The 23,974-nt window shown below is 65.8% G+C and carries 25 protein-coding genes; 18 read left to right on the top strand and 7 right to left on the bottom strand.

The genetic code is table 11. The features are described from left to right. The first annotated feature begins 5 nt into the window (after positions 1 to 5). From ABGN05_RS01515 to ABGN05_RS01525, 3 genes are read left to right on the top strand one after another with little or no spacing between them, the layout of a single operon-like run. Positions 6 to 953, top strand: a complete 948-nt coding sequence (locus ABGN05_RS01515) for a sugar ABC transporter substrate-binding protein (protein WP_367952223.1) — start codon at positions 6 to 8, stop codon at positions 951 to 953. A gap of 41 nt (positions 954 to 994) precedes the next feature. After that, entirely contained in the window at positions 995 to 1,747 is a 753-nt protein-coding gene (locus tag ABGN05_RS01520) for an ATP-binding cassette domain-containing protein (protein WP_367952224.1), read from the top strand. Between the two features lie 27 nt (positions 1,748 to 1,774). Next, a complete protein-coding gene (locus ABGN05_RS01525; RefSeq protein WP_367952225.1) occupies positions 1,775 to 3,229 on the top strand; it encodes a xylulokinase in 1,455 nt (484 codons plus the stop codon). A gap of 45 nt (positions 3,230 to 3,274) precedes the next feature. Here the strand turns inward: ABGN05_RS01525 and ABGN05_RS01530 are convergent, their stop codons facing one another. Both ABGN05_RS01530 and ABGN05_RS01535 read right to left on the bottom strand, forming a co-directional pair. Then, positions 3,275 to 4,573, bottom strand: coding sequence for a flavin-dependent oxidoreductase (locus ABGN05_RS01530; protein WP_367952226.1), 1,299 nt, complete (start codon positions 4,571 to 4,573; stop codon positions 3,275 to 3,277). A 181-nt stretch (positions 4,574 to 4,754) separates the two neighbouring features. Further along, positions 4,755 to 6,446: a GspE/PulE family protein gene (locus ABGN05_RS01535; RefSeq protein WP_367952227.1), complete on the bottom strand. Its 1,692-nt coding sequence runs from the start codon at positions 6,444 to 6,446 to the stop codon at positions 4,755 to 4,757. Positions 6,447 to 6,701: 255 nt separating this feature from the next. Between ABGN05_RS01535 and gspD the strand changes: the two genes are divergently transcribed. The 6 genes from gspD to ABGN05_RS01565 all read left to right on the top strand — a co-directional run bounded on the left by gspD (position 6,702) and on the right by ABGN05_RS01565 (position 12,518). Beyond that, positions 6,702 to 8,858: a type II secretion system secretin GspD gene (gene gspD, locus ABGN05_RS01540; protein WP_367952228.1), complete on the top strand. Its 2,157-nt coding sequence runs from the start codon at positions 6,702 to 6,704 to the stop codon at positions 8,856 to 8,858. Then, on the top strand, positions 8,855 to 9,415 hold the full coding sequence (locus tag ABGN05_RS01545) for a prepilin peptidase (RefSeq protein WP_367952229.1): 561 nt from the start codon (positions 8,855 to 8,857) through the stop codon (positions 9,413 to 9,415). Before gspD ends, ABGN05_RS01545 begins: the two co-directional genes overlap by 4 nt. Positions 9,416 to 9,515: 100 nt before the next feature. Next, the gene (locus tag ABGN05_RS01550; RefSeq protein WP_367952230.1) at positions 9,516 to 10,337 is read left to right on the top strand and encodes a hypothetical protein; all 822 of its coding nucleotides are present in this window, start codon (positions 9,516 to 9,518) and stop codon (positions 10,335 to 10,337) included. Between the two features lie 38 nt (positions 10,338 to 10,375). Then, the gene (locus tag ABGN05_RS01555) at positions 10,376 to 11,437 is read left to right on the top strand and encodes a PilN domain-containing protein (RefSeq protein ID WP_367952231.1); all 1,062 of its coding nucleotides are present in this window, start codon (positions 10,376 to 10,378) and stop codon (positions 11,435 to 11,437) included. After that, positions 11,434 to 12,045 carry a type II secretion system protein GspM gene (gene gspM / locus ABGN05_RS01560; RefSeq protein ID WP_367952232.1) on the top strand — a complete coding sequence of 204 codons (612 nt, stop codon included), beginning with the start codon at positions 11,434 to 11,436 and terminating at the stop codon, positions 12,043 to 12,045. The genes ABGN05_RS01555 and gspM overlap by 4 nt, the downstream gene beginning before the upstream one ends. Beyond that, the gene (locus ABGN05_RS01565) at positions 12,045 to 12,518 is read left to right on the top strand and encodes a hypothetical protein (protein WP_367952233.1); all 474 of its coding nucleotides are present in this window, start codon (positions 12,045 to 12,047) and stop codon (positions 12,516 to 12,518) included. The genes gspM and ABGN05_RS01565 overlap by 1 nt, the downstream gene beginning before the upstream one ends. Before the next feature lie 23 nt (positions 12,519 to 12,541). On the opposite strand, the gene ABGN05_RS01570 is transcribed toward ABGN05_RS01565, so the two are convergent. Then, a complete protein-coding gene (locus ABGN05_RS01570; protein ID WP_367952234.1) occupies positions 12,542 to 12,757 on the bottom strand; it encodes a hypothetical protein in 216 nt (71 codons plus the stop codon). A gap of 81 nt (positions 12,758 to 12,838) precedes the next feature. Between ABGN05_RS01570 and ABGN05_RS01575 the strand changes: the two genes are divergently transcribed. From ABGN05_RS01575 to ABGN05_RS01600, 6 genes are all read left to right on the top strand, one after another. Continuing rightward, positions 12,839 to 13,105, top strand: a complete 267-nt coding sequence (locus ABGN05_RS01575; RefSeq protein ID WP_367952235.1) for a hypothetical protein — start codon at positions 12,839 to 12,841, stop codon at positions 13,103 to 13,105. Positions 13,106 to 13,336: 231 nt separating this feature from the next. Beyond that, positions 13,337 to 14,539: a type II secretion system F family protein gene (locus ABGN05_RS01580; RefSeq protein WP_367952236.1), complete on the top strand. Its 1,203-nt coding sequence runs from the start codon at positions 13,337 to 13,339 to the stop codon at positions 14,537 to 14,539. 14 nt (positions 14,540 to 14,553) lie between these two features. Continuing rightward, positions 14,554 to 14,997, top strand: a complete 444-nt coding sequence (gene gspG / locus ABGN05_RS01585) for a type II secretion system major pseudopilin GspG (protein ID WP_367952237.1) — start codon at positions 14,554 to 14,556, stop codon at positions 14,995 to 14,997. A 37-nt stretch (positions 14,998 to 15,034) separates the two neighbouring features. Continuing rightward, the gene (locus ABGN05_RS01590; protein ID WP_367952238.1) at positions 15,035 to 15,454 is read left to right on the top strand and encodes a hypothetical protein; all 420 of its coding nucleotides are present in this window, start codon (positions 15,035 to 15,037) and stop codon (positions 15,452 to 15,454) included. A 23-nt stretch (positions 15,455 to 15,477) separates the two neighbouring features. After that, on the top strand, positions 15,478 to 15,828 hold the full coding sequence (locus ABGN05_RS01595; RefSeq protein ID WP_367952239.1) for a hypothetical protein: 351 nt from the start codon (positions 15,478 to 15,480) through the stop codon (positions 15,826 to 15,828). After that, positions 15,825 to 16,478: a PulJ/GspJ family protein gene (locus ABGN05_RS01600; protein WP_367952240.1), complete on the top strand. Its 654-nt coding sequence runs from the start codon at positions 15,825 to 15,827 to the stop codon at positions 16,476 to 16,478. The genes ABGN05_RS01595 and ABGN05_RS01600 overlap by 4 nt, the downstream gene beginning before the upstream one ends. A gap of 15 nt (positions 16,479 to 16,493) precedes the next feature. On the opposite strand, the gene ABGN05_RS01605 is transcribed toward ABGN05_RS01600, so the two are convergent. Further along, the gene (locus tag ABGN05_RS01605; RefSeq protein WP_367952241.1) at positions 16,494 to 17,033 is read right to left on the bottom strand and encodes a hypothetical protein; all 540 of its coding nucleotides are present in this window, start codon (positions 17,031 to 17,033) and stop codon (positions 16,494 to 16,496) included. A gap of 299 nt (positions 17,034 to 17,332) precedes the next feature. Here ABGN05_RS01605 and ABGN05_RS01610 point away from each other — a divergent pair, with 299 nt between their 5' ends. The 3 genes from ABGN05_RS01610 to pdeM all read left to right on the top strand — a co-directional run bounded on the left by ABGN05_RS01610 (position 17,333) and on the right by pdeM (position 21,644). Beyond that, positions 17,333 to 18,307: a class I SAM-dependent methyltransferase gene (locus ABGN05_RS01610; RefSeq protein ID WP_367952242.1), complete on the top strand. Its 975-nt coding sequence runs from the start codon at positions 17,333 to 17,335 to the stop codon at positions 18,305 to 18,307. 93 nt (positions 18,308 to 18,400) lie between these two features. Continuing rightward, on the top strand, positions 18,401 to 20,923 hold the full coding sequence (locus ABGN05_RS01615; protein ID WP_367952243.1) for a ligase-associated DNA damage response DEXH box helicase: 2,523 nt from the start codon (positions 18,401 to 18,403) through the stop codon (positions 20,921 to 20,923). A gap of 13 nt (positions 20,924 to 20,936) precedes the next feature. Next, entirely contained in the window at positions 20,937 to 21,644 is a 708-nt protein-coding gene (pdeM, locus tag ABGN05_RS01620) for a ligase-associated DNA damage response endonuclease PdeM (RefSeq protein ID WP_367952244.1), read from the top strand. Here pdeM and ABGN05_RS01625 read toward each other — a convergent pair. From ABGN05_RS01625 to ABGN05_RS01635, 3 genes are read right to left on the bottom strand one after another with little or no spacing between them, the layout of a single operon-like run. After that, a complete protein-coding gene (locus ABGN05_RS01625) occupies positions 21,632 to 22,117 on the bottom strand; it encodes a DUF3429 domain-containing protein (RefSeq protein ID WP_367952245.1) in 486 nt (161 codons plus the stop codon). The genes pdeM and ABGN05_RS01625 overlap by 13 nt on opposite strands. Before the next feature lie 4 nt (positions 22,118 to 22,121). Further along, positions 22,122 to 22,958 (bottom strand): TIGR02186 family protein, encoded by an 837-nt coding sequence (locus tag ABGN05_RS01630; protein ID WP_367952246.1) that lies wholly within the window; start codon positions 22,956 to 22,958, stop codon positions 22,122 to 22,124. Between the two features lie 5 nt (positions 22,959 to 22,963). Further along, on the bottom strand, positions 22,964 to 23,887 hold the full coding sequence (locus ABGN05_RS01635; protein ID WP_367952247.1) for a sulfite exporter TauE/SafE family protein: 924 nt from the start codon (positions 23,885 to 23,887) through the stop codon (positions 22,964 to 22,966). Between the last annotated feature and the right edge of the window lie 87 nt (positions 23,888 to 23,974).

Consider the following 23,974-nt stretch of genomic DNA (forward strand, 5'->3'; position numbering starts at 1 on the left):
GTAGGATGAGAAAGTTCAAGGCATTGCTGGTGGCAGGCGGCCTGGCGAGCACCGCATTTTTCGCGGCGCAGGCCGCCGCTTTCGAACTGGGCGTGGTCGCCTTCCAGATGTCGGCGGAAACCCAGGCGCGCTGCGCCAATACCGTGGGCGCGGAAGCGGAGAAGCTGGGCTGGGAAGCGCAGGTGCTCAACTCCAACGGGGCGCTCGAGACTCATGCCTCGCAACTCGATAACCTCATCCAGAAGGGTGTCGACGGCCTCATCCTGTGCATGTCCAAGCCGGTGGAGTTCGATGCGCAGTTCAAGGCGGCGAAGGATGCGGGCATACCGGTCATCACGATCTCCAGCGGCGCCAGCCCGCATACGCTGTTCGACGTGACCCCCAACGAATACATCATGGCGGCGGAAGCGGCGATCTACCTGCTGGGCACCATCAACTTCGAAGGCAACGTCCTCCTGCAGCGTTTCGAATCCAACACCGGCGCGCGCATCCGTGGCAGCGTCCTCAATGCCGTGCTGGCCGAAAACCCGGCGGTAAAGGTCGTGGGCGAGCACTCCATGGCCCGCACCAAGAGCTGGCAGGACGACGTGCGTAACGGCATGAGCGCGCTGATCCTCCAGAACGCCGGCAATTTCGACGGCGTCTGGGCCTCCTTCGACGGGCAGGCGCTCATCATCGACGATCTCCTGAAGGAGAGTGGCCTGAACAAGGGAGACGTGTCGCTGGTTTCTATCGACGGCGGGCAGGAAGTTTATCGCCGCATCAAGGATCCGGAATCCATGATGACCGCGACGGTCGCAATCCCGTTCGAGGACATGGCCAGCAAGGCCGTCAACATGATGAACCAGATCGCGGTCGAGGGAAAATCCAAGGAGGAACTGGTGCCCGGCCCGTACCTGTTCATCCCGGCAACGCTGGTGGACAAGTCCAACGTCGACGAATTCCTCCAGTAGGGAAAAGCCTGCACCGCCACCGCCAGGGACGCTAGAACGCAATGCCGGTCAAGATATCGACGCGTGACATCTACAAGAACTACGGCGCCGTCGAAGCCTTGCGCGGCGTCAGCGTCGAAGTTCACGAAGGCGAGATCCACGCGATCTGCGGCGACAACGGTGCAGGCAAATCCACGCTGATCAAGATCCTGGCCGGGGTGGAACAACCCGACCAGGGGAGCTTGCTGGTCGACGGGACCGAGCGCCATTTCGACACGCCCAATGCATCGCTGCGGGCAGGCCTGGCCACGATTCATCAGGATCTGGCGGTGGCGCCGGACATGTCGATCTATCAGAACATCTTCATGGGCGCGGAACTGACGCGCAGGGTCCTGGGGCTGCGGCTGCTCGACAAGCGCCGGATGCGGAGCGACGCGATGGGCTACATGTCGCAGCTCAACGATACGATCACCGACATGAACGCCAAGGTCAACGCGCTGTCGGGCGGCCAGCGTCAGGCCGTCGCGATCTGCCGCGCATTGCGATGGAATGCCAACGTCGTGATCCTCGACGAGCCGACGGCCGCGCTGGGGGTGCGCGAAACCGAACAGGTGTTGGAACTCGTCCGGTCGCTGAAAAAGAACGGCAAGACCGTGATCCTGATCAGCCACGCCATGAACGACGTGGCCGCCGTCGCGGACCGGGTGACGATACTGCGCACGGGCAAGGTCCAGATCACGCTCGAAGGCGGCTCGCTCACCGCCGACAATCTTTCGCACTACATTTTGAGCGGTGAGGTAAACCGGGTCCACTAGTGCCAACGAAGCATGACGGGACCCTCCATGCAGCATACCCTCGCGTTCGACCTCGGCGGCAGCAGCCTGAGATTGGCGATCGTCGCAGCCGACGGCCGCTTCGTGGCCTTCGTGCGAAAGCCGCTATCCATCCAGAGCGCGGATGGGGTGGTCTTCGACGTCGATCCCATGGTTTGGTGGCGCGCGTTCGTCGACGGCTGCAAGGAGCTGGCCGCTGTCGGCCATGATCTGGCGGCGGTGACGGCCATCGCAGGCTGCGGCTTCACCCGCACACAGGTGTTCCTCGACGGGTCCGGCCGAGCGGTGCGTTCCGCCATTCCCTTCCAGGATTCCAGATCGGCCAGCCTGCTGAAGGACATGCGCGCCAACGCCCCGGAAGAGGTACGCCAGGTGATCGAAAGGCTCGGCCCGTACGAGCCGCTATCGCGCATTCTTTGGCTCAAGCAGAATGAGCCCGACAATTGGGCCGAGTTGCGCAAGGTGGTGGAGCCGAAAGACTTCCTGAACCTGATGCTGACCGGTGTCGCCGTGTCGGACACGATTTCGCAGGCCCCGATGGTCCGCGCGTTGGGCGATAGCCGGGACGACGTCCTGAATGCCCTGGGAATAAATCGCCACATCCTGCCGGACACGTACTCCCCGTTCGCGCCAGTCGGCCAGGTGCGCAAGGGGCTACCGGAACCGCTTTCCCGACTGGCGGGGGTGCCGGTCCATTGCGGATCGATCGACACGTGGAGCTGCGTGCTGGGCTCCGGCGCCCTCGTGCCGGGCCTCGCCTACAGCATTTCCGGCACCAGCGACGTGTCCGGCGTGATCTCCGACGCGGCCCATGCAGCCCAGGGTCTGCTGACGGTCGAATGGGGCGCCGGCATCTGGCAGCTAGGCGGACCGAGCCAGGGCGCCGCGACGCGCCTGCAATGGGCATTGGACCGGTTCTGTCCCGAGGCCCCGACGGCGCAGAAGCTGGAAGCCGCCGTCACGGCCGCCGGAGAGACCCCGCTGTTCCTCCCCTACCTCGATGGGGAACGCACGCCGTGGTGGGACCCGAACCTGCGCGGCGCCTTCCTGGGATTGAGCACGTCGCATCACGGAGAGGACTTCGTGCGTGCGGTGGCCGAAGGCATGAACTATCTGTCTCGCGAGATCCTGTCGCGCGCGGAACAGGCGAACGGCGTTCGCGTCGAGCACGTGAGTTTCTCTGGAGGGCTGGCCACGAGTCCCGCAGTCTGCCAGCTGAAGGCCGATGTGCTCGATCGCCCGGTCTTCGTGCCGGGAAATTCGGAAACCGGTCTCATGGGAGCCGCACTCATACCGGCATCGGGAGACCCTATGGTGTCGCGGACGCAGCCGGTCGAAGGGACTTTCTACCGGCCGGATCCCACTCGCCGCCGGTATCACGACGACCGCTTCGCGATCTTCCAGAGCGCGTCGGCGATCAATGCCGAAATCTCCCACCAGTTGGCGGGGCTGGCGAGACGCTGAATAGGCGCGGAATGGGCGACTGACGGGTAGAGGTTCGCGCGCCGCCTACGCGTCGACCTTCGCGTTCACGTGCGCTCCCGGAGGGATCGTCGGCGGCGCGTTGTTGAGCTTCTCGATGGCGAAGCCGGCGGCCGACTTGTAGCCGGCCATGAAGGCGGCGCGTTCGTCGGCCGGAATGACGGCGTCGATATCGTCGAATTCGCCGCCGCAGCGCTCGTCGACCATGTTGAGGAGGCCGAAGGGGCCGGCGCCGCGGTTGCGCAGGACCACCTGCGAGACCGGTCCGCAATGGCGTTCGTCATAGGCCCGCAACGCATTGGCTGTAAGGCCTTGTTCCACGAATGCCGCGCCCAGGAGCCGCGCGTCCATGATGGCCTGGCTCGCGCCGTTGGAGCCGGTCGGATACATGGGGTGGGCGGCATCGCCCATCAGGATGACCCGGCCGTCGCGCCAAGTCGGGACCGGGTCGCGGTCGATCATCGGGTTCTCGTAGGCCATGTCGGCGCCGCGCAGCAGCGCCGGTACGTCCAGCCAGTCGTAGGTCCACCCCTCGAAATGGTGGACGAAATCTTCGATCCCGACCGGTTTGAACCAGCCGGTTTCCTTCCACCCGTCGGAATTGTCGACCGTCACCTCGGCGATCCAGTTGATGGTGGCGAGGCCCGTTCGCGGGTCCGGCGGGGAGATCGGATAGAAGACCAGGCGATGGCGATGCGTGCCGAGGCCGACGAAGGAGGCGCCCGAGCGGATCGGCACGCCGGGGCTCGTGCCGCGCCACATTACCGCGCCGCCCCAGTGGATGGGGGGCTGGTCCGGATGCATCTGCGCCCGCACGGCCGAATGCAGGCCGTCCGCACCGATCAGCAGCGCACCCGTTACCTCCTCGATGCCTCCGTCGGACGTTTCGACGGTGGCGGTCACGCTGCCGCCGGCATCGTTGCGGTAGCCGGTCACCCGGCGGTCGAGACGCACGGCATCGCGGCCCAGACGTTCGATCACCTTGTCAAACAACAGCATCTGGAGAAGGCCGCGATGCACGGCGTATTGCGGCCAGTCGTAGCCCGCCAGCAGGCCGCGCGGTTCGGAATAGATGTCGTTGCCGTTCAGGCCGACGAGCGCCCATTCCCGCGCCGGCAGGCCGATCCGGTCGAGATCGCGCTCGCCTATGCCGAGATCGTGGAACTCGCGCACGGCGTTCGGCTGGAGATTTATACCGACGCCAAGCGGGCGAAGCTCCCTGACCGATTCGAACACGACGCATGGTACGCCGATCTGATGCAGCGTCAGCGCCATGGCGAGACCACCGATGCCGCCTCCGGCGATCAGGACGGGTCGTTCGGACATGCTTTTCATCTTCCTCCCAGGGCAGGGGTTCTTAGCAGACGGAGCCGATTTCTCAATGCCGGGGGCTAGGGGAGAAACGACGCATCGGAATAGCGTCACCGGAGCACGTTGCCAGAAGCGACGCGCGGCGCCGCCCGCTCCGGCGGTGCGCGGGGTCCCGCATCCGAAGAACGCCGGTCGCTCAGCGGAAGCCGGTCACCCGGATGACTTCCGCGGGCGAGGTCAGTCCGGCGTGCGCCTTGGCGGCGGCGTCCTGCGACATCGTGGTCATCCCGGCCGCGATCGCCGCAGCCTCGATCTCCAGATTGTCGGCCCCGCTGGAGGCGAGGCGGCTGATCTCGTCCGAAAGCGTCAGCACCTCGAACACGGCGATCCGACCCCGGTAACCCGCGCCGGCGCAACGCGAGCAGCCGACCGCGTGATGAACGCGGTCGCCGGCCCTGAATCCGACGGCCTCGTACCTGGGTTCGGCGACCAGTTCCTCCTCCGTCATGGTCGCCTCCTGCTTGCAGTGATCGCAGAGCTTGCGCACCAGGCGCTGCGAAAGCACGCCGCGCATGGCGCCGACCAGAAGATAGGTTTCCACGCCGAGATCGCGCAGGCGCGTGAATGCTGCAGTGGCCGTGTTCGCATGCACCGTCGTCAGCACGAGGTGGCCGGTCAGCGCGGCCTGCACCGCGACCCGCGCGGTGTCTCGGTCGCGGATTTCGCCGACGAGGATCACGTCGGGGTCCTGGCGCACGAAGGAGCGGATCGCGGCTTCGAAGGTGACGCCGATGGCCGGCTGGATCTGGGCCTGAACGACGCCGGGGATCTGGTATTCGACCGGGTCCTCGATGGTAACGATCTTGCGTCCGGGATCGTTGAGCTTCGACAGGGCCGCAGCGAGCGTGGTCGTCTTGCCGCTGCCGGTCGGACCCGCAACCGCGATCATGCCGTGCGTGTGGTCGAGCAGACGCTCCAGGGACCGGCGGTCCCGCGCGCCGAGGCCGACGCTGCCGAGATCAAGGAGCGCGCTCTCGCGCTGCAGGATGCGCAGGGCGACGGTCTCACCATGGATGGAGGCCAGCGTGGCGACGCGAAACTCGATGTCGCGTTCGCCGACCCTGATGCGCATGCCGCCGTCCTGCGGCTTGCGCCGCTCGGCGATGTCCATCCCGGCCAGAACTTTGATGCGGGAAACCATCGCTTCGGCCATCTCCGGGGGGGGCGAAGGCATGATGCGCAGCACGCCGTCGATGCGGAAGCGTAGAACGAGGCGTCCCCGCATCGGCTCGAGATGAATGTCGGTGGCACGCAAATCGAGCGCGCGCCTGAACATGTCGTCGACCGCCACGACCACCGGCGCACCGCTCGCCAGATCCCGTAGGCCGGCAATCGCATCGTCGGAGGGCGTCATGTCGGTTGAGACGGATACGCCGCTCTCGCTGCCGGTGAGCCGCAGCAGCCCCGATTCCAGGTCCGGCGCCGACATCACCCACAGTTCGGCTGCCTCTCCGAATGCGGCCCGCAGCGCATCGATGGGTTCGCTGTCGCCGGGGAAGAAGACACCGATCCGAAGCCGTCCATCGGTCGTCCGGTGCGGAAGCAGCCAGTTGTCGATCAGGAACCGGTGCGAAAGATGCTGTGCAATCGGCTCGATATGTGCGAGTTCCTCGCGTTCGGCTAGGGGGAGCCCGTAATATGTCGCAAGAAACGCAGCCAGCGCGTCGGGATCGACGAGCTGGCCTTCGACAAGCCTGTAGATGTCCGCAGTGCCGGGCTCAACCAGATCGCCGAACAGGTTTTGCAGTTCCGCGCGGCCGATCAATCCCGACCCGGCCAATGCTTCAAGCAAGCGCTCGGACCCGATGCCCGGATGATGAATGTTCATGTGAAGCTTGGTCCAGCCGTCGGCCGAATGATGACTTGGAGCATGTCTTTACTTTCGGTTCCGGTGGCGCTTTGGCAACTTTGTTCAGCTTACGGCCAAGTGTCGAAGAGAAAACAGGCCTTGCCAGTTGTCAAGGCGAAGCTGGGTCGGTACGGTTTGAACCAGCGCCGTCGCTTAAATGTTGGGGGTAGGTCGGTGAGTTTTACCAGGTCCGGACGGCGGAATCCGGCCACAGCGCGCTTCTTATGCTGGGGATTGGCCGTCCTCCTTGCGTTTTCCACATCCGGGTGCACGACCGGACCGTTTCTCCAGGACGCCGCCGACGACGTCTCCGGCCGCCCCGATCCCCTGAGCGGCGTCACGCAGGCAGATCTTGGCGCGAGGGCAGCCAAAGGCGGTGGCTTCCTGTCAGGCTTCAGGCGGGCCAGGAACGACAATCGTCAGGGAGCGATCTACTACGGTACCGACGCGAGGCTGACCAGCAGCGAACGCAAGTCGGTCGAGCGGCTGGGCGACGAAGAGTTCGACGTCAGTCTCGAGAACGCCGAAGTCGCGGTGGCTGCGCGCACCGTGCTCGGGGACATGCTCGGGATCACCTATTCGCTCGACGAAAGGGCGACCGGAACCGTCTCGATCGTCACCTCCCGCCCGCTTCCGGCCGGCGAGATCCTGACCGCCTTCGAATCCGCCTTGCGCAGCAACGGGATCGCAATGGTGCGCGAGGGAGACAGGCTGCGGCTGATGCCGGCATCCGACGCCATCGGGATCGCGGAACTCAGCCGGGGCGTGAACGTCCAGCCCGGCTACGGCGTAACGGCTTATCCCCTGCGTCACGTTTCGGCGAGTACGATCATGCCGCTGCTCGAGAATTTCGTGGCGCGTCAAGGGATGGTTCGCGTCGACCCGAACGGCAACGCGCTGCTGTTCCAGGGAACCGCTGCCGAACGGCGAGCGGCCATCGATGCCGCGATTTCATTCGACCAGGACTGGCTGGCGGACGAGTCGGTCGGTATCTTCCCGATCCAGAACGGGACGGCAAAGAGCATGATCCCGGAACTCAACCGCGTGCTCGACCTCGGCGAGGGCGGGCGCGGCAGCAACACGATCCGCGTCCAGCCCATCGAGCGGAACAATTCGCTGCTGGTCGTGGCGCGGTCGCGGCAGATGCTGCAGCGCGCGGCCACGTGGATCGAGCGGCTCGACAAGCTCGAGGCCTCGGCCTCATACCTGCAAGTCTATCGCGTCCAGCATCTCGAAGCGACGCGGCTGGCCTCGATGGTCAACCAGATATTCAATGGCGCGTCTGCCGTCACGGAGGATCCGGCGGCGCAGTTCCCGCCGGATTCGCAACCTGCCGATCGCTCGGGCTCCGGCGATCCGGCCGCGCCCGCGACGCCCTCCGATCGCATGGCCGACGCGCTTCCCATCGAGGACGACCTGTCGACGGGCATCGAATCGGGCGGAGGCGACCAGGGTGGCGGCTATAGCGGAGGGATACGCGTGACCGCCAATCCCGAAAACAATTCGCTCCTGATCCTGGCGCGGCCTGACCAGCAGCGCCTCATCGAGGAGGCCATCCTCGCATTGGATCGCCCGGCGGCGCAGGTGGCGATAGAGGCCACAATCGCCGAAGTGACGCTGAGCAACGATCTCAGGTACGGCGTCCAGTTCTTCCTGCAATCGGGCGACGACGGATCCGTCGGGCTGTTCAAGGACGTCGCCGAAGCGGCGATCTCCAGGGTTCTTCCCGGCTTCAACCTGCTTCTGGGGCCTGAATCCGATCCTCACGTGGTCATCGACGCGCTGCGGGGTGTGACCGAGGTCAAGGTCCTGTCGTCGCCGAACCTCGTGGTTCTGGACAACAAGCCCGCGGTCCTTCAGGTCGGCGACGAGATCCCGATCGTGACGCGCACCGCGCAGTCGGTGACCGATCCCGAGGCGCCGATCGTCAACAATGTCGAGTTCCGCGAAACGGGCGTGATCCTCAAGGTCCTGCCGCGCATAACGGCCAACGGCACGATCAACCTGACGATCGAGCAGGAGATATCATCGGTCGCGCGAGGATCGTCGCAGTCGCTGACGCCGACGATCTCGCAGCGCAAGATCCAGTCCACCGTCTCGGTCACCAGCGGCCAAACCGTGCTCCTCGGGGGGCTGATTTCGGAACAGCAGCAGCGCGGACGCGACGGTGTTCCGGTTCTGGGTGACCTGCCGATCATCGGCGAGGCGTTCCGCTCCAACCAGAACAACGCGACCCGCACCGAACTGATCATCCTCATCCGTCCGCAGGTCATCAAGGACAGCCTCGATGCGCAGATGGTGGCGGAGCAGATGCGTTCGCAATTGCGGATCATGCAGGAGCCGAGCCGCAACGTTCCGCTCCCCCGTCCGGTCAAGACCGTGATCGAATGACGCCGAAGGCCGCGCGCCGCCGCGGCGCGCTGATCGGTGCGGGAATTCTGGCCCTGGCCGTTCTGCCGCGGCTGTTGGCGCAGCCCTGGTGGGTTCTGATCGCCGGGCTCGTTCTCTGCCTTGCCGCCGCCGCGATTGCGGTGGAGGATCTGGCACGCATGATCATTCCGGATCGGTATACGGTCATGATCGCTCTCGTTGCACTTCTGCTCCGTCTCGAAGCGACCGCCGATCCGTGGGCGGTCGGAGTCAGTTTCGCGGAAGGACTGGCCGTGGGAACGGGAATGGCGGCGATATCCTTTACATATGCCCAGCTTCGCGGCCGCTCCGGGATCGGGTTCGGCGACGTCAAGCTGCTTGGGGCATCGGCAATGCTGGTGGGCGTGTGGGGAATCGGGCTGCAACTTCTGCTCGCATCCACCGCGGCGGCGCTCTTCGTGATCATCCGGTCATGGCGCAAGGGCCGCCCGCTGCGCGCGGTGGCACGCGTTCCCTTCGGCGCGTTCCTGGCGCCTTCCGCCGTGATCGTGTGGGCTTGGTTTCCCGTCAATGCGTAAGCATATGCGCACGAATGAACGTTACCGGGGGTGGCTGCCGCTGCCGCGGTTCCCCACCGACTCTCGGCGGGGCGCTATCCTCGTCGGCGTCCTTTGGGTGATGATCTTCATCGCGTTCCTCGCGGTGGTGCTGCGGCTTCACATGAGCAGTGTCGTCACCAACGTGCGCGTCACCGAAGACAAGGCCGCCGCGCGCATGCTGGCGGATGCGGGGCTGGCGCTGGCGGCGGGGCTGGTTCGGGCGGGAGCGTCCGACGCGAACGAGACATTGCCCGACACGCTCACCGGCTCGCTGGAGACGAGTTCCGGATCGGTGTCCCTGATCCTCAAGAACGAAGCCCTGCGGGTGGATCTGAACACCGCGCAGAAGCCGCTGATCACCGGCGTGCTGCGGGCCGCGGGCGCGAGCAACGGACTTTCCGACAAGCTCTCCGACGAGATCCTCGACCGCCGTGCAGACGAGGAGGAGGCAAAGGAGGGAGAAACCCCCACCGCGCCGCGACAGCCGAAGGAAGCGCATCCGTTCCGATCGGTGCACGAGATCGCTCTCGTCCGGGATATGCCCGAAGACGTGGCGGTCGGGATCGACCGCTATGTGACCGTGTCCTCCGGGCTGGAGGGGATGCACATGGAGGAGGCCGAGCCCGAACTGCTGGAAAAGATACCGGGCCTGCCGCGATCGGTCGTTCAGGCGATCGGGCGATATCGTGAAGGCCGTCTCGACGAGACCGAACTGCAGCAATTCCTCTCCGACATCGAATACAACACCGCCGACCTCGCGCCGAGTTGGCGGGTGGAACTCGATGTCGAACTGCCATCGGGCCATCGCGAGACCTACGAGGCGACGATCATGGTGTCGGCGGACGACGAGTTGCCCTACCGGGTCCTCGACTGGCGCCGTCTCGCGGATGACGCTAAATGAGGCTGCCATCGTCATGACCGGGAGGCATCGAGGCTGACATGCAGATGACGTTGGGTGGCGTTGTCCGGGCGTTCGACGACTGGCTGGATGGTCCCGCCTCGCTGATCAGCGATTCGATGGGGTCGGGGCTGCGCGGCAAACGCGCGCACATCGAGATCGACCCCGATGGCAAGACGCTGAACCTGCTCGGGGGCTCCGCGCGCAGCACGGCCGTTGCCGTACGCCTCGGAGAAGCCGGCGATGCCGAGACCCTCGCCAGCGCCGTTAAGGGCCGCAACGTCGTCCTCGGCGTTCCCGATCAATGGCTGATCCGGCGCAGGATAGAACTGCCGCTCGAAGCCGCGGATCACATGGACGGGATCGTCGCCTCGCGGATGAGTTCGCTGTCTCCGCTGCCGCCGGGGGAATCGTATTCAGGCCATAGGATCGCCGAGATCGACCGCGTGGCGAAACGGCTGGTGGCCTCGATCGCCATCGTCGGGAGGTCGCGCCTGGCGCCCGTGCTGGAACAGATCGAGCGTGCGCAGCCGCGGGGCATCACCGTCGAAGCGCCCGCGGCGGGTTCGGGAGGCGCCATTCAGCTGACGGGCCGCGCCGGTGTCGCGAGCGCGCGACGCGTGATCAGGCGCTCCCTGGCGGCAATCCTCGTCCTGGCCGCGGTCGTGGCCGGCGGCTCCCTGGTGTGGGGCAATCTTACCGCCGGCGAGAATGCCGGCCGCCGGGCCGATCTGGAGGCGCGCATGGAGAAGGCGCGCGACGCCATCGTCAAGGCCAGCAATCCCGAAGAGGTCGCCACCGCTCCCGAACAGGCCGCGCTCGACATCAAGAATCAGGCGGTGAGCGTCGTGGGCGCTCTCGACGATCTGGCGGCGGCGCTGCCGATCCATGCCTATGCGACGGAGATCGTCTTCGTCGACGGGACGCTGCGCCTGACCGGGAAGACCAGCAACGTGCCCGACGTGCTGACTGCGCTGGAATCGTCCGGGCGTTTCGTGGAAAGCCGGCTCGTCGGCCCCGCGACCCGCTCGCAGGACGGGACGACGTCGGATTTCGTGCTGGAAACGCTGCCGCTCATCCGCACCGGGGGGGGGCTGCATTGAGCGCGGCCCGCAGATCCTGGTTCGATGGACGGCTGTCCTCGCTGTTCGTCGTCGTCGTTCTCGTGGTGGGGGCGGGGATCCTCGCAGGCGATGCCTGGATGTCGTGGCAGGCCGAACAGGAAGCGCTCGCCGTCCTCGAGAGGCGGCTTGCGCAGATGGAGGAGCGCGCCGCATCGATGGCCGGCTCCGGCTCCGCCACGGAAGAGGACACCCTCAAGGATCTTCAGCTTCTCATGGGCGGGCGAACCCAGGGGCTGGCTTCCGCGCAGTTCCAGCGCGAGATCTCCGACCTCGCCGCAGCGACGGGCGCCGTCGTCCGCGCGGTCGACGCGCCCCAGGTGGAGACCGTCGAAGACGTCACCGACGAGGCCGGAAATCCACTCGTGCGGGTGCGCCTGAACGCGGACGTGGAGGTGATGGAGCAGTCGCTGCCGCAGTTCCTGCACGCGATCGAGGTTTCGCTGCCCGTCATCGTGGTCGATTCGATCGTGCTGCGTCCGAACCGTCGCATCGGGGACGTCACCGGAGACAGCGCCATGGCCGGGGGCGACCGCGCGCTTTCGCTGAGGATGACGCTGTCGGCTTTCCGGATCGGGGAGGAGATCTGATGGCGCGGCCGGGACGACTGTTCCGCCTCTGGGTCTTGATCGGCACGGTCGCGCTCGGCGGGCCGGCCATGACGCAGCTTTCGGAACCGCTGGCCGTGAGCGAACGCACCCCCGAGGACTACGTGGCGCTTCGCGAACTTCCCCTATTTTCCCCCGAGCGGCGCGCGCCGGTGAAGTTCGAGCCAGAGGAAGTCGAACCCCCGGCCTTGATAGAGCGGCCCGTGGAAATCGAGGTCGAGGACATTCCCGAAGCCGAGATCGAGTTCTCGCCGCCGCAGTGGGAACTCGTCGGGGTCGTGCGGTCGACCCGGCTCGTCATCGCGACGTTCCGGGCGGCAGGGGTGGAGAGCGCGTTCAGCCTGCGCAAGGGCGAAAGCCGGGACGGATGGACGCTGGCGGAGGTCAGAGGTTCGGAGGTGGTACTGGACGGGGAGGGCGGCCAAGCCCTCATCCGCTTCCGGTCACTCCAGTAAGCCGGCGACATTTTACGCCGCGATCAGTTGGGCCTGGAGAGCGAATCCATCTGGAGCGTCACGCCGGGAAGCGCGCGCAGGCGTTCCATGCCCTTCGCATTCACCTCGAGCACGATGGCCGGAGTGACCTCGAACGTGGAAGCCACCTTGTGGGGCAGGCCGTCCAGCGCGTCGAGGATCCGGCGGATTTCCGAGTCACGGTCCCCGTGCGGATTGAACTGGACGATCACGCGTTCCATGGGGCTCACCTGTATCTGATGCCGAAGATTTGGGCCCGGACCCTGCTTTCCCGGTGTCCGCACGAACGGCGAAGGGCCAGAATGCCCGCGGCTGAAATCGAACGCTGCAGCCTCCATCGTAGACACTGGAATGACCGCAAGGAAGACACCCAGGGCCATGAAAGGGGCGAAGAGCCGGACCGCGAGCGCCGGCCGGCGGACGGAGCTTCGTCTCTTATTCCCGCTCTCCATTGCTGGCTTTATCGGGACCTGGCCGAGATGGGGATGCGCCATTTGTCGTTCCTCAACGTTTGCTGTCGTGCCACGACGGGCCTCGACGTTGCCGGCATCCTTTCATGGCGCGGCTGAACCCACAATGAACGTCATACGACGACCCGCGACAGGACTGCGGAGGGTATGATCGCCAGATGCATGTCCCGGGTCTACGTTGCGGAAGGTATCGGCTTGGTATACTAATCCAGGTGCCGGCTTTGGAGAACTCGTCGAGACAGACGAGCCGCGAGCAGGGTGGGAATGTGCGCGCCCGAGGATCGATCGATCGGCGCGAGTCGGAGCAGGGTAAAGTACAGCCGGTTCGCCATGACCGCATTCGCCTACAAGGCTCTCAACGCGCAGGGCAGTCTCGAGCAGGGCCGTATCGAGGCCGGCGACGCAGACGATGCCGCGCGCCTCCTCGACCGGCGCGGGCTGATTCCCGTCAGCGTCCAGGAACACCGCGACCGCGCTTCCTCTTCGTCTTTGTCCGGAGGAAAAATCTCCGCGCAGCAGGTGACGCGTTTCCTGTCGGATCTTTCGATCATGCTCAATGCCGGGATCCGGATCGACGAAGCCCTCGCCATCATGGGCAAGGAGTTCGACAATGGCCGTCTCAGGCCGGTCGTCAGCGGACTTCATGCTGCGCTTTCGAGCGGACGCTCGTTCTCGCAGGCACTCGAGGACTGGCCGCAGCTCTTCCCGCCTTTCCAGATCGCCATGATCAAGGTCGCCGAATCGACCGGGATGCTGCCGAGCCTGCTCTCACGGACGGCCGACGAGCGGCAGCGATTCGAGGCGCTCGCCGCGCGCGTTTCGGAGGCGTTGCGGTATCCGGCCGTCCTCATGCTGGGCACGGTCGCCGTGCTGGTCTTCTTCATGATCGGCGTCCTGCCGCAATTCGAGCCGATGCTGGCCCAGACCCGGGAACCGGACGCGCTCCTGAACACCATGCTCACGGTCTCGCGCTTCCTGCGCGAGCAAGGAGAATGGCTGCTCGCGCTTCTGGCAGTGGTGCTTCTCGGACTGTTCATCGCGGCTCGCCGAGGCACCCTGAGGACCGCGCTCTGGAGCGTCGGAGAGAAGCTTCCGATCCTTTCGGACATCGCGCACAGCTATCGCACCGCGCGCTTCACGCGTATGCTTGGCATGATGAGCGAGACGGGCGTTCCCGCGCCGACCGCAATCAAGCTGATCAGCGAAACCGTGGATCACGGGGCCGTTGCCCGCGAGAGGGCGCAGCGAGCCTCGGACGCGGTTCGACAGGGCCAGCGGCTCAGCCAGGCGATCGAGATCCTGGACCTGCCGCCGCTCGCCATGCGAATGCTGCGCATCGGTGAGCAAAGCGGCGAGATGGCGGCTCTCGCCTACAAGGTGGCCGATTTCTACGAAGCGCGGCTCAAGCGCTCCCTGGCCCGCACGGTCGGGTTCGTCGGACCCGCGGCGGTGGCCACCATAAGTGTCTTGATCGGAGGCATGATCGTGTCGATCATGTCGACGCTGATGTCTTTCAACGATCTGGTTCGTTAGCGGAGCTTGAACTCATGTTTGAACGATTGATGAGAAATCACCCGTTCCGGACCCGCCCTTCGCGCCGGCGCCGGCGGCAGGCGGGATTCACGCTCATCGAGATGCTGGTCGTCCTGGCGATTATCGGGCTGATCTCGGCACTCGTGGGGCCGCGCGTGCTGGCGCAGCTGTCGGACTCGCGGGAACGCGCGGCAAAGCTGCAGATCGAGGCTTTCTCCAGCGCGCTCGACATCTTCTTCATCGACGTCGGCCGGTATCCCAACCAGTCGGAAGGACTGACCGCCCTCGTCAAGCAGCCATCCAGCCTGCAGACCTGGAACGGACCCTACCTGCGCGGCGACAACGTACCGGCCGACCCCTGGGGCCGGGACTACATCTATTCCAGCGACGGCCATACCTTCCGCATCGCGACGGCGGGTCCGGACGGAAACGGAGCCAGTTCGCTCCCACCGCGCTGAGATGCGTCCCGACCGCAAAGCTTCGAGACGGGGCATCGTGCTCCTCGACATCGTGCTGGCGATCGCCATCATGTCGCTGGCTGCGCTGGTCCTGATGCCGCGGCCGCGCGCGAGCGTATCGGCCGCCGACCTTGAAGCCGAGGCCGTGAAGGTGGCCGCATCGTTCCGGGAAGGCCGTTCGCTGGCAGTCCGGCAGCAGGGCGCGGTGGACATCGAGGTGGACGCGGATCGCGGTCGCATCCGCGTCGCCGGAGGCGAACCCCTCGCCATCCGCAGCGGAATCGGCCTGCGCTGGGTTACTTCGAACCTCTGCCCTCTCATCGACGGCCAGCGGGCCTTGCGCTATCTCTCGGACGGCCGCTCCTGCGGCGGAGTGCTGACGCTCACCGGCGGCGGCCGCTCCATGGAACTGCGCGTCGACTGGCTGACCGGGCGCGTGGAGATGGCGTCCATATGACGCTCCGTTCGAAGCGCGGCTTCATGCTGATCGAGGTGCTAGCCGCCTTCGTCATAGCCTTGCTCATCATGGGGCCGGTGGCCGCGATCATCGGCGGCGTCGCCGGATCGTTCGGGGGCCTGGAACGCTCAGCGGAACGGCGCCAGGAGCAGCAGGAAGCCGCCACGGTGGCGATGGGGCTCGAACCGTTGCGCGAAGGGCAAAGCACGGTCGGAGATTACGTGGTTCGCGTCGAACCGTACGACTGGGATCGCGAAGACGATCTGGAGCTCGTAGGATGGCGATTATACATTGTGTCGGTTCTCGACGGGGGCGGCGACCTGAGTCTGGATTCGGCGCCGCTGTTCGAGACGGTTCGGATCGGGCGGCAATGAGGAGGCGCTCGCGCCAGTCGCGCCGCGGCTTTTCGCTGCTGGAGGCGATCGTTGCCCTCCTCCTGGCGAGCATCCTGTTCGGCGGCATTTCCCTCTATACGGGCAGCTGGCTGACGCGCTGGCGGGATCTCATCGCGTCGGGGAGCCGTACGGACATGGCCGCCATCATCCTCGACCGGCTGGTCGAGGACCTGGAGGCTGCGCAACCTTTTGCCAAGGACGACAGAGGTACCGCGGTACTCTTCGAGGGCAGCGAGAATAGCATCACTTTCCTGCGCCCGGCGCTGGGCTACAACGCACGGGCCGGCATCGACCGCGTTACCTATCTGCGCGCAAATGTCGGCGGAGACCCGGCGATCGTGCGATCGCGCCGCGACCACGGCGACCAGCGCTCCGGCGGCGAGGACCTGCCCCTGATCCGTGGCCCGATCAGGCTGTCCTTCACCTATACCGCAGCGGGCGGCAAGACGTATCCGGAATGGCACAACCGCTCGACCTTGCCGGAACTCATCAACGTCGCAATTTCAGGCACGGAGCCGCGTCCGTGGAAGGAATTCGCGGTCGCCCGCCTCAGGGTGGACATGCCGGCGAATTGCGGAACGGCGGACGCGTTCCAGGAATGCATGTTGCGTTTCGCGGAACCGCGCTGACCTGCGGAGATGCCGCTACTTGGAGGCAGCCTGATAGGGTGCGGCGGGCGAGGTCGCATAGCGGCCCAGCAGGCTTGTCACGGTCTCGAAAGCCATATCGCCAGCGAACGCGCCCTGGCTGGAGGAGACGGTCGCGGCCTCGCCGACCCATTCCTTGCTGACGCTCGGGCGGCTTGCGACAGGTCCTTCGGCTTCGACCGGCAGTCCGCTGAGATCATCCTGCTTCTCGACAGGCAATCCGCTGAGTTCGTCTTCCGTTTCGGGCAGGTCGCTCAACTGATCCTCGAGTTCGACAGGCAGGCCGCTCAGTTCGTCCTCGATTTCGACGGGAAGACCGCTGAGATCCTCCGGGCCGGCTCCCGCCGTGGGGGCCGTCCAGCTTGCCGTAATGGTCGGTGTGGCGGCCTCTGACCCGCCGTCGTCGCCGGCCGCGGTCTGATTGGATTGTGCTCCCATGACCTCGGAGAACGCATTCGGGTCCGCCGCTTCCTTCCTGGCTTGAGACGTCGCGCTGCCTACCGGCCTCGGCTGCGAAATCACTGTCGTCAAGGTCATCAGTGCCTCCTTCGCGAGAATCTGTTCTCGAAGAATATATTGACACAATCAGGAAATCAACGCGGGCAGAGCTGTTAACGCAAGCTTCGCGCAAGGTTCAATTTTCTTCGAGATCTAAGTAATATTCGAGAATAATATAGAATATATGAGAAACTAATTACGATATTTACTTCCGGTGAGCTGGCTCGCTGTACTCCATCAGAGAATCCCGGTCGAAGCGGCCGAATGCCGCTTGCAAGTTTTCCCGGACTGAGCAATAAGCCGCCGCCCGGCGAATCCGGGTTTCCGGACTTACCTTCATGACATCGATGCAGCTTTCCTCGGGCGATCTCGTCGCAGACCGGCGTGCGGACTACGCCGAGATGCTGTTCGAAGGCGGCGAACACGCGGCGGCGGCCGATCTGCTGGCCGAAACGCTGCGGCTGGTGCCAACCTGGGCGGCGGGCTGGTACCGCCTCGGCGAGATGCGCGAAGCGGCGGGCGAACTGGTCGGGGCAGCCGATGCCTGGACCGAAGCCCTGCGCCTGGACCCGGACGACCGGCTCGGCGCCAGCATGAAGCTCGGCCTCATCGGCGCCGCGCACCAGATCGACGCGCCGCCGAGCGCCTTCGTGGCGGCGCTCTTCGACCAATATGCCGACAGGTTCGACAGGTCGCTGGTCGAGAAGCTGGCGTACCGCGTGCCCGAACTGATCGCGCAGGCGCTCGCGGATGCCGGTGCCGGTGCCTTCGTGCACGTGGTCGACCTCGGCTGCGGAACCGGGCTGATGGGCGAGCGCCTGCGTCACGCCGCGAGCTTCATCGAGGGCTATGACATTTCCGCGCAGATGCTGAAAAGAGCGCAGGCCAAGGGCGTCTACGACCGGCTGACTTTGCAGGACCTCCAGACGTTCGACCCCGGTGATCTGCGCGCCGACCTCGTCGTGGCCGCGGACGTATTCCTCTACGTCGGCGCGCTGGAGCGCGTGCTGGCCGCCGCGGCGACTGTTTGCACCCAGGGCGGGCTTCTGGCCTTTTCCGTCGAACACTACGCCGGGCCCGAGCCCCTCGTGCTGCGCCCGTCCCGGCGCTACGCCCATTCGGAGCGCTATCTGCGCGATCTCCTGGCCGCGAGCGGATTCCAGATAGTCTCGATCGAACCGGCGGCGATCCGAATGGATCGCGGCGAGCCGATCGAGGGACTGATCGTGGTGGCGCGCCGCGAGGTTGATCGCGAAAGCATACTGGAAACCACGATCGTCCAGCCTCCCGCCTCCCTCGAAGCGCTCAACTGAAGTCGGCCGGCAACCTTCAGGGCAGGCGGCGGTCGCAAGGGACGCGCGGCCGCGGGCTTGGCGGGCCAGCTGTTCTGCTTTAGTTCTGTCTGCGTGACAGAGCAGCCCACCCTCGGTACCGACCTTTCCGTTGCCCGCCTGCCGCAGCCCTTCATCCGGTGGTTCGCGGAAAAGGGCTGGTCGCCGCGCGCGCACCAGATCGATCTTCTCGCCAGAGCGCAGGAGGGCAGATCGGTCCTCCTCATCGCACCGACCGGCGCGGGCAAGACGCTGGCCGGCTTCCTGCCGAGCCTCGTCGATCTGGCGGAGCGGCCGAAGCGCAAGCCGGGCGAGGCATTCCGGGGGGTGCACACGCTCTACATCTCGCCCCTGAAAGCGCTCGCGGTCGACATCGAGCGCAACCTCGCCAAGCCTGTCGCCGAAATCGGGTTGCCGGTCTCGATGGAGACGCGCACGGGCGACACGCCCTCGCACAAGCGCCAACGGCAGAAAATGTCGCCGCCCGACATCCTGCTCACAACCCCCGAGCAACTCGCCCTTCTGATTGCCTCCAAGGACGCGGCCCGGTTCTTCTCCGGACTGCGCTACGTCGTGCTCGACGAACTGCACTCGCTGGTGATTTCCAAGCGGGGCCATCTGCTCGGGCTGGGACTGGCGCGATTGCGCGCGCTCGTGCCCGGGCTGCAGGCGATCGGGCTTTCGGCCACCGTCGCGGAGCCGGAGGAGTTGCGGCGATGGCTGGTCTCGCAGGATTCCAGGGGCGACATGTCCGATGTGATCACCGTCAGCGGCGGCGCCAAGCCTCAGATCACCATCCTGGAATCGCGCGAGCGCGTGCCGTGGTCGGGACACTCTGCCCGCTATGCCATTCCCGAGGTCTACGAGGAGATCCGGCGGCACCGCACCACGCTTCTGTTCGTGAACACCCGCAGCCAGGCCGAGATGCTTTTCCAGGAGCTGTGGCGAGTGAACGAGGACGTGCTGCCGATCGCGCTGCACCATGGCTCGCTCGACGTGGCGCAGCGGCGCAAGGTGGAGAAGGCGATGGAGACGAACGCGCTGCGCGCCATCGTCGCCACATCCACGCTCGACCTGGGCATCGACTGGGGCGACGTCGATCTCGTGGTGCATGTCGGGGCGCCAAAGGGCGCGAGCCGGCTCGCGCAGCGCATCGGCCGCTCCAACCACCGCATGGACGAGCCGTCGAAGGCGATCCTCGTGCCGGCCAACCGCTTCGAGGTGATGGAATGCCGCGCGGCGATCGAGGCGAACTATCTCGGCGCGCAGGACACGCCGCCGCTGGTGATCGGCGCGCTCGACGTGCTGGCCCAGCACGTGATGGGCTGCGCCTGCGCCGAACCCTTCTCCGCCGACGACCTGTTCCGGGAGGTGAGGACGGCCGCACCCTATGCCGACCTCGATCGCGGAACCTTCGACCGGATCGTCGACTTCGTGGCGACCGGTGGCTACGCGCTTCGGACATACGAACGATATGCCCGGATACGACGGACGAAGGACGGGCTGTGGCGGGTCAGCCATCCGCGCATCGCGCAGCAGTACCGGTTGAACGTCGGCACAATCATCGAGGCACCGATGCTCAACGTGCGATACGTCCGCGGCGGGCGCGGCACCGCCTCGCGCGGCGGGCCGGTGCTCGGAAAGGTCGAGGAATATTTTCTGGAATCGCTCGCGCCGGGCGACACCTTCATGTTTTCCGGCAAGGTGCTGCGCTTCGAGGGCATCCGCGACAACGAGGCCTTCGTCTCCAACGCCGCCGGAAACGATGCGATGGTGCCGTCCTATGCCGGCGGCAAGTTTCCGCTCTCCACCTATCTCGCCGACCAGGTGCGCGGCATGCTCGCCGATCCCGACCGCTGGCAGGCCCTGCCGGACCAGGTCTCAGACTGGCTGCGCATCCAGCGCGACAAGTCGGTGCTGCCGAGGAGCGGCGATCTGCTGGTCGAGACGTTTCCGCGCGGCAGGCGCTTCTACATGATCGCCTATCCTTTCGAGGGAAGGCTGGCGCACCAGACGCTCGGCATGCTTTTGACGCGACGGCTGGAGCGCGCCGGTGCGCAGCCGCTCGGCTTCGTCGCCACGGACTATGCGCTTGCCGTCTGGGGACTGCGCGATTTGGGGGCCATGTTCAAAACGCGCGGGTTGCCGCTCGGACAGCTCTTCGACGAGGACATGCTGGGCGACGACCTCGAAGCGTGGCTCGCCGAGAGCTGGCTGCTCAAGCGTACCTTCCGCAATTGCGCCGTGATCGCGGGCTTGATCGAGCGGCGCCATCCGGGTCAGGAAAAGACCGGCCGACAGGTCACCGTCTCGTCCGACCTGATCTACGACGTGCTGCGGGAGCACGAGCCCGATCACATCCTGCTTCAGGCGACGCGGGCCGACGCGGCGACGGGGCTGCTCGACGTCGCCCGGCTCGGCGAAATGCTGTCGCGGATCAAGGGGCGAATCGTGCATAAGGATCTGGAGCGAATCTCGCCGCTCGCGGTCCCGATCATGCTGGAGATCGGGAAGGAGCCGGTGAATGGCGACGCCAGCGACGCGCTGCTCGGCGAAGCGGCGGACGAACTGATCGAAGAGGCCATGGGCCTCGACTGAGCACCGGGAAGACATGCAGGCAGCAGCCATCGCCACCGAAGGCGCCGAAACGATCTCGATAGCCGGGGAGCTTGCCGTCTGCGACCGCAGCGGGGCGCTGTTCTTTCCGGCGCTCGGACTGCTCGTCGTATCCGATCTGCACCTGGAGAAGGGATCGGCGTTCGCACGGCGCGGCGCCATGGTGCCGCCCTACGACACGGCCGCGACGCTGTCGAAACTGGCGGCAACCATCTGTACGTTTCGTCCCTCGACCGTGGTCAGCCTCGGCGACAGTTTCCACGACGGCCGGGGCGCGGAACGCATGCCCGACATCTTCCGCGACGAACTGCTCGCCATGATGACGGGCCGCGACTGGTTCTGGGTGGCGGGCAATCACGATCCCAAGCCGCCCGCCGGCCTGCCCGGCCAGACGGTCCGCGAGCTCGCGGTCGGAGGCATCGTGCTGCGGCACGAGCCGACCGGCGCCGCGTGCGACGGCGAGATCGCAGGACATCTCCATCCCGGCGCCCGCATCGTGCGGCGCGGCAGGTCGGTCCGCCGGCCTTGTTTCGCCACGGACGGGCGGCGCCTCGTGATGCCGGCATTCGGCGCCTATACGGGGGCGCTCAACGTGCGCGACCGGGCCTTCTCGAGACTCTTCGACTGGGGCCTCTTCAGGGCCTTGATGCTGGGCCGCAGCCGCGTCTATCCGATCGCCGGCTCAATGCTTCATCCCGGCTGAGCACTTCGGGCCGTCGCGGCGAAGGACAGGATCAACGCGGAGACGACGAGTACCGTCAGCAACAGCCGCGTCGGTCCGAACCAGCGCGGGGCGCGATCATGATGCACCGCGAAGGCATCCCAGGCTCCCTGAGCGGCGAAGGCGACGGCGAACAGAGCGAAGGCGTAGGGGACCGGGATGAAAAATCCCGCCCATCCGGCAAGGGGAGGCGCGCAGCTCGCAACGAGGTCGCGGCGTCCTTCCCCGGAAGTCGTCTTCATTCCCAGACCCCACCGGATTCCGCCCAGGAACGACAGGATCACGACTGCGTAGGATTTCAACAGAAGGATCGTCGCCGCGCGCCAGGGATGTTCCTCCGAAATCCCGAACAGCCAGAGCGACAGGGCGGCGAAGGGGATGAAACCGATCAGGGCCAGAAGGCGCGCGGTACGTCCGGTCGCGTCGGAGCCCATCTCGTCGGCCGGCGGGTTCAAGGCTTCAATCCCGCCGGAAAATGACACGGCCAAGCCAGCCCGTCACCATGGCCAGAAGGACGGCGAGCAGGCCGTAAAGCAGGCCGTTATCGTTGGCGAAGCGGAAGATCGACTGTTCGAAACCGGCCTTGAGGATCGCCAGGTTGGCCGAGTTCTCCTTGATGAAGACGCCGTTGCGGAACAGGAAGGCGCGTGCCTTGTGGGTGCCGACCGGGATGTTGGGCGCCAGCCTCAACGTGGCCCGGAACAGGCTCTGCGTCAGGAACTGCACGCCGCCGATGTTTTCGGTGTAGAGCCCCCGCAGCTTCTTCAGCCCGCGCAAGGCGGTCTCGAAGTCCTTGATCGTCACGGGATCCTCGGTGCGGTCGAGCGGCTGCATGTAGATGTTGTCGCTGCCTAGCGCGAGCTGGCGAAAATTGACCTGGTCGGTGATGTCCTGCATCGCCCGCGTGGTGGCGACGGAGTAGGATGCCGGGACGTTGACGAAAGTCTGCGAATGGATGTTGATCCACACGCCGAGAATGCGTTCCTTCTTCCGTACGACGGTCGGGCGGGCTGGCCCTTCCAGGACCACGATGACATCGTATCGCCCCTGGCGGTTGATGAGCGGGTCGGCGTTGTCGAGGGCGCCGAAGATCGTCAGGTCCGCTCCCGAGAAGTCCGAAGTGATGGAGATACGGTCCGTCGAAAGGCCGATTTGGATGCTTTCCGGGTTGGGGACAGGCGCCTGCTGAGGCCGCGCCTGTTCCGGCGCGCCGGGTTCGGCAACCTGTGCCGGCGCGGCCGAAATGGTCGCCAGCAGCGCGACGGCGATTGCCCATTGGAGGAGGCGGCTCCGCATGGCAGTCAGAATACCTCCAGCGGCGAAAGCGAGTAGAGGTTGGCCGGCCGCACGAAGAGATCGAAGGCGAGCCTGATCGCCACCGCGAGCACCAGCAAGGCGAGCAGCGCGCGCAGCTGTTCGCCGCGCAGCTTCTGTCCCGCCTTTGCCCCGTACTGGGCTCCGGCAACGCCGCCCACCATCAAGGCAAGCGCCAGGACGATGTCTACGGTCTTGTTGGTCGTGGCGTGCACGATGGTGGTGTAGGCGGATACGAAGATGATCTGGAACAGCGAGGTGCCGATGACGACGTTCGTCGGGACCTTCAGCAGGTAGATCATGGCGGGGACCATGATGAATCCGCCGCCCACGCCCATGATCGAAGCCAGGAAGCCGATCGCGGCGCCCAGGCCCAGAACCGGAATGACGCTGACGAAAAGCTTCGACGCCCGGAAGCGCATCTTCAGCGGGAGCTTGTGGATCCAGTTGTGCTGGCCGGGACGGCGCAGGCTCGGCGCGCCACCGAGGCGCGCGGCACGCAAGGCGTTCACACTCTCGATCATCATCAGCGCGCCGACGGTGCCGAGCAGGCCCACGTAGAGCAGCGAGACGAAGAGATCGAGCTGGCCGATCTGCCTCAGCAGCTTGAAGACATAGATGCCGATCGAGGAGCCGAAGACGCCGCCCACCAACAGCACGCCGCCGAGCTTGAAGTCGATCGTGCCTCGCTTGAAATGGGCGAGAGCACCGGAAAACGAGGAAGCGATGACCTGGTTGGCACCCGTCGCGACAGCGATCGCCGGCGGAATGTTGTAGAAGATCAGGAGCGGCGTGATCAGGAAGCCGCCGCCCACCCCGAACAGGCCCGACAGAAATCCGACCGCCGCGCCCATCGCCAGCAGAACGAACAGATTGACAGACATCTCAGCGATGGGGAGATAAATACCCACGCGACCAACCAGACCATCTTGCCTGAGACAAACACCCCGTCCCGCGATATTCGTAGCACACGGGTGCTTAAGGGGTTCTTGCGCCGA

The sequence above is a fragment of the Aquibium pacificum genome (assembly GCF_040839445.1).
GTDB lineage: Bacteria > Pseudomonadota > Alphaproteobacteria > Rhizobiales > Rhizobiaceae > Aquibium > Aquibium pacificus.

Bases quoted from the DNA above. Each gene is read 5' to 3' on its own strand.
- ABGN05_RS01535 (WP_367952227.1), bottom strand. From the start codon at position 6,446: ATGAACATTCATCATCCGGGCATCGGGTCCGAGCGCTTGCTTGAAGCA.
- ABGN05_RS01515 (WP_367952223.1), top strand. From the start codon at position 6: ATGAGAAAGTTCAAGGCATTGCTGGTGGCAGGCGGCCTGGCGAGCACC.
- gspG (WP_367952237.1), top strand. From the start codon at position 14,554: ATGTTTGAACGATTGATGAGAAATCACCCGTTCCGGACCCGCCCTTCG.
- ABGN05_RS01525 (WP_367952225.1), top strand. From the start codon at position 1,775: ATGCAGCATACCCTCGCGTTCGACCTCGGCGGCAGCAGCCTGAGATTG.
- ABGN05_RS01630 (WP_367952246.1), bottom strand. From the start codon at position 22,958: ATGCGGAGCCGCCTCCTCCAATGGGCAATCGCCGTCGCGCTGCTGGCG.
- ABGN05_RS01595 (WP_367952239.1), top strand. From the start codon at position 15,478: ATGCTGATCGAGGTGCTAGCCGCCTTCGTCATAGCCTTGCTCATCATG.
- ABGN05_RS01570 (WP_367952234.1), bottom strand. From the start codon at position 12,757: ATGGAACGCGTGATCGTCCAGTTCAATCCGCACGGGGACCGTGACTCG.
- ABGN05_RS01530 (WP_367952226.1), bottom strand. From the start codon at position 4,573: ATGTCCGAACGACCCGTCCTGATCGCCGGAGGCGGCATCGGTGGTCTC.
- ABGN05_RS01575 (WP_367952235.1), top strand. From the start codon at position 12,839: ATGCCCGCGGCTGAAATCGAACGCTGCAGCCTCCATCGTAGACACTGG.
- ABGN05_RS01545 (WP_367952229.1), top strand. From the start codon at position 8,855: ATGACGCCGAAGGCCGCGCGCCGCCGCGGCGCGCTGATCGGTGCGGGA.
- ABGN05_RS01600 (WP_367952240.1), top strand. From the start codon at position 15,825: ATGAGGAGGCGCTCGCGCCAGTCGCGCCGCGGCTTTTCGCTGCTGGAG.
- ABGN05_RS01555 (WP_367952231.1), top strand. From the start codon at position 10,376: ATGCAGATGACGTTGGGTGGCGTTGTCCGGGCGTTCGACGACTGGCTG.
- pdeM (WP_367952244.1), top strand. From the start codon at position 20,937: ATGCAGGCAGCAGCCATCGCCACCGAAGGCGCCGAAACGATCTCGATA.
- ABGN05_RS01520 (WP_367952224.1), top strand. From the start codon at position 995: ATGCCGGTCAAGATATCGACGCGTGACATCTACAAGAACTACGGCGCC.
- ABGN05_RS01610 (WP_367952242.1), top strand. From the start codon at position 17,333: ATGACATCGATGCAGCTTTCCTCGGGCGATCTCGTCGCAGACCGGCGT.
- ABGN05_RS01565 (WP_367952233.1), top strand. From the start codon at position 12,045: ATGGCGCGGCCGGGACGACTGTTCCGCCTCTGGGTCTTGATCGGCACG.
- ABGN05_RS01550 (WP_367952230.1), top strand. From the start codon at position 9,516: ATGATCTTCATCGCGTTCCTCGCGGTGGTGCTGCGGCTTCACATGAGC.
- ABGN05_RS01580 (WP_367952236.1), top strand. From the start codon at position 13,337: ATGACCGCATTCGCCTACAAGGCTCTCAACGCGCAGGGCAGTCTCGAG.
- ABGN05_RS01605 (WP_367952241.1), bottom strand. From the start codon at position 17,033: ATGACCTTGACGACAGTGATTTCGCAGCCGAGGCCGGTAGGCAGCGCG.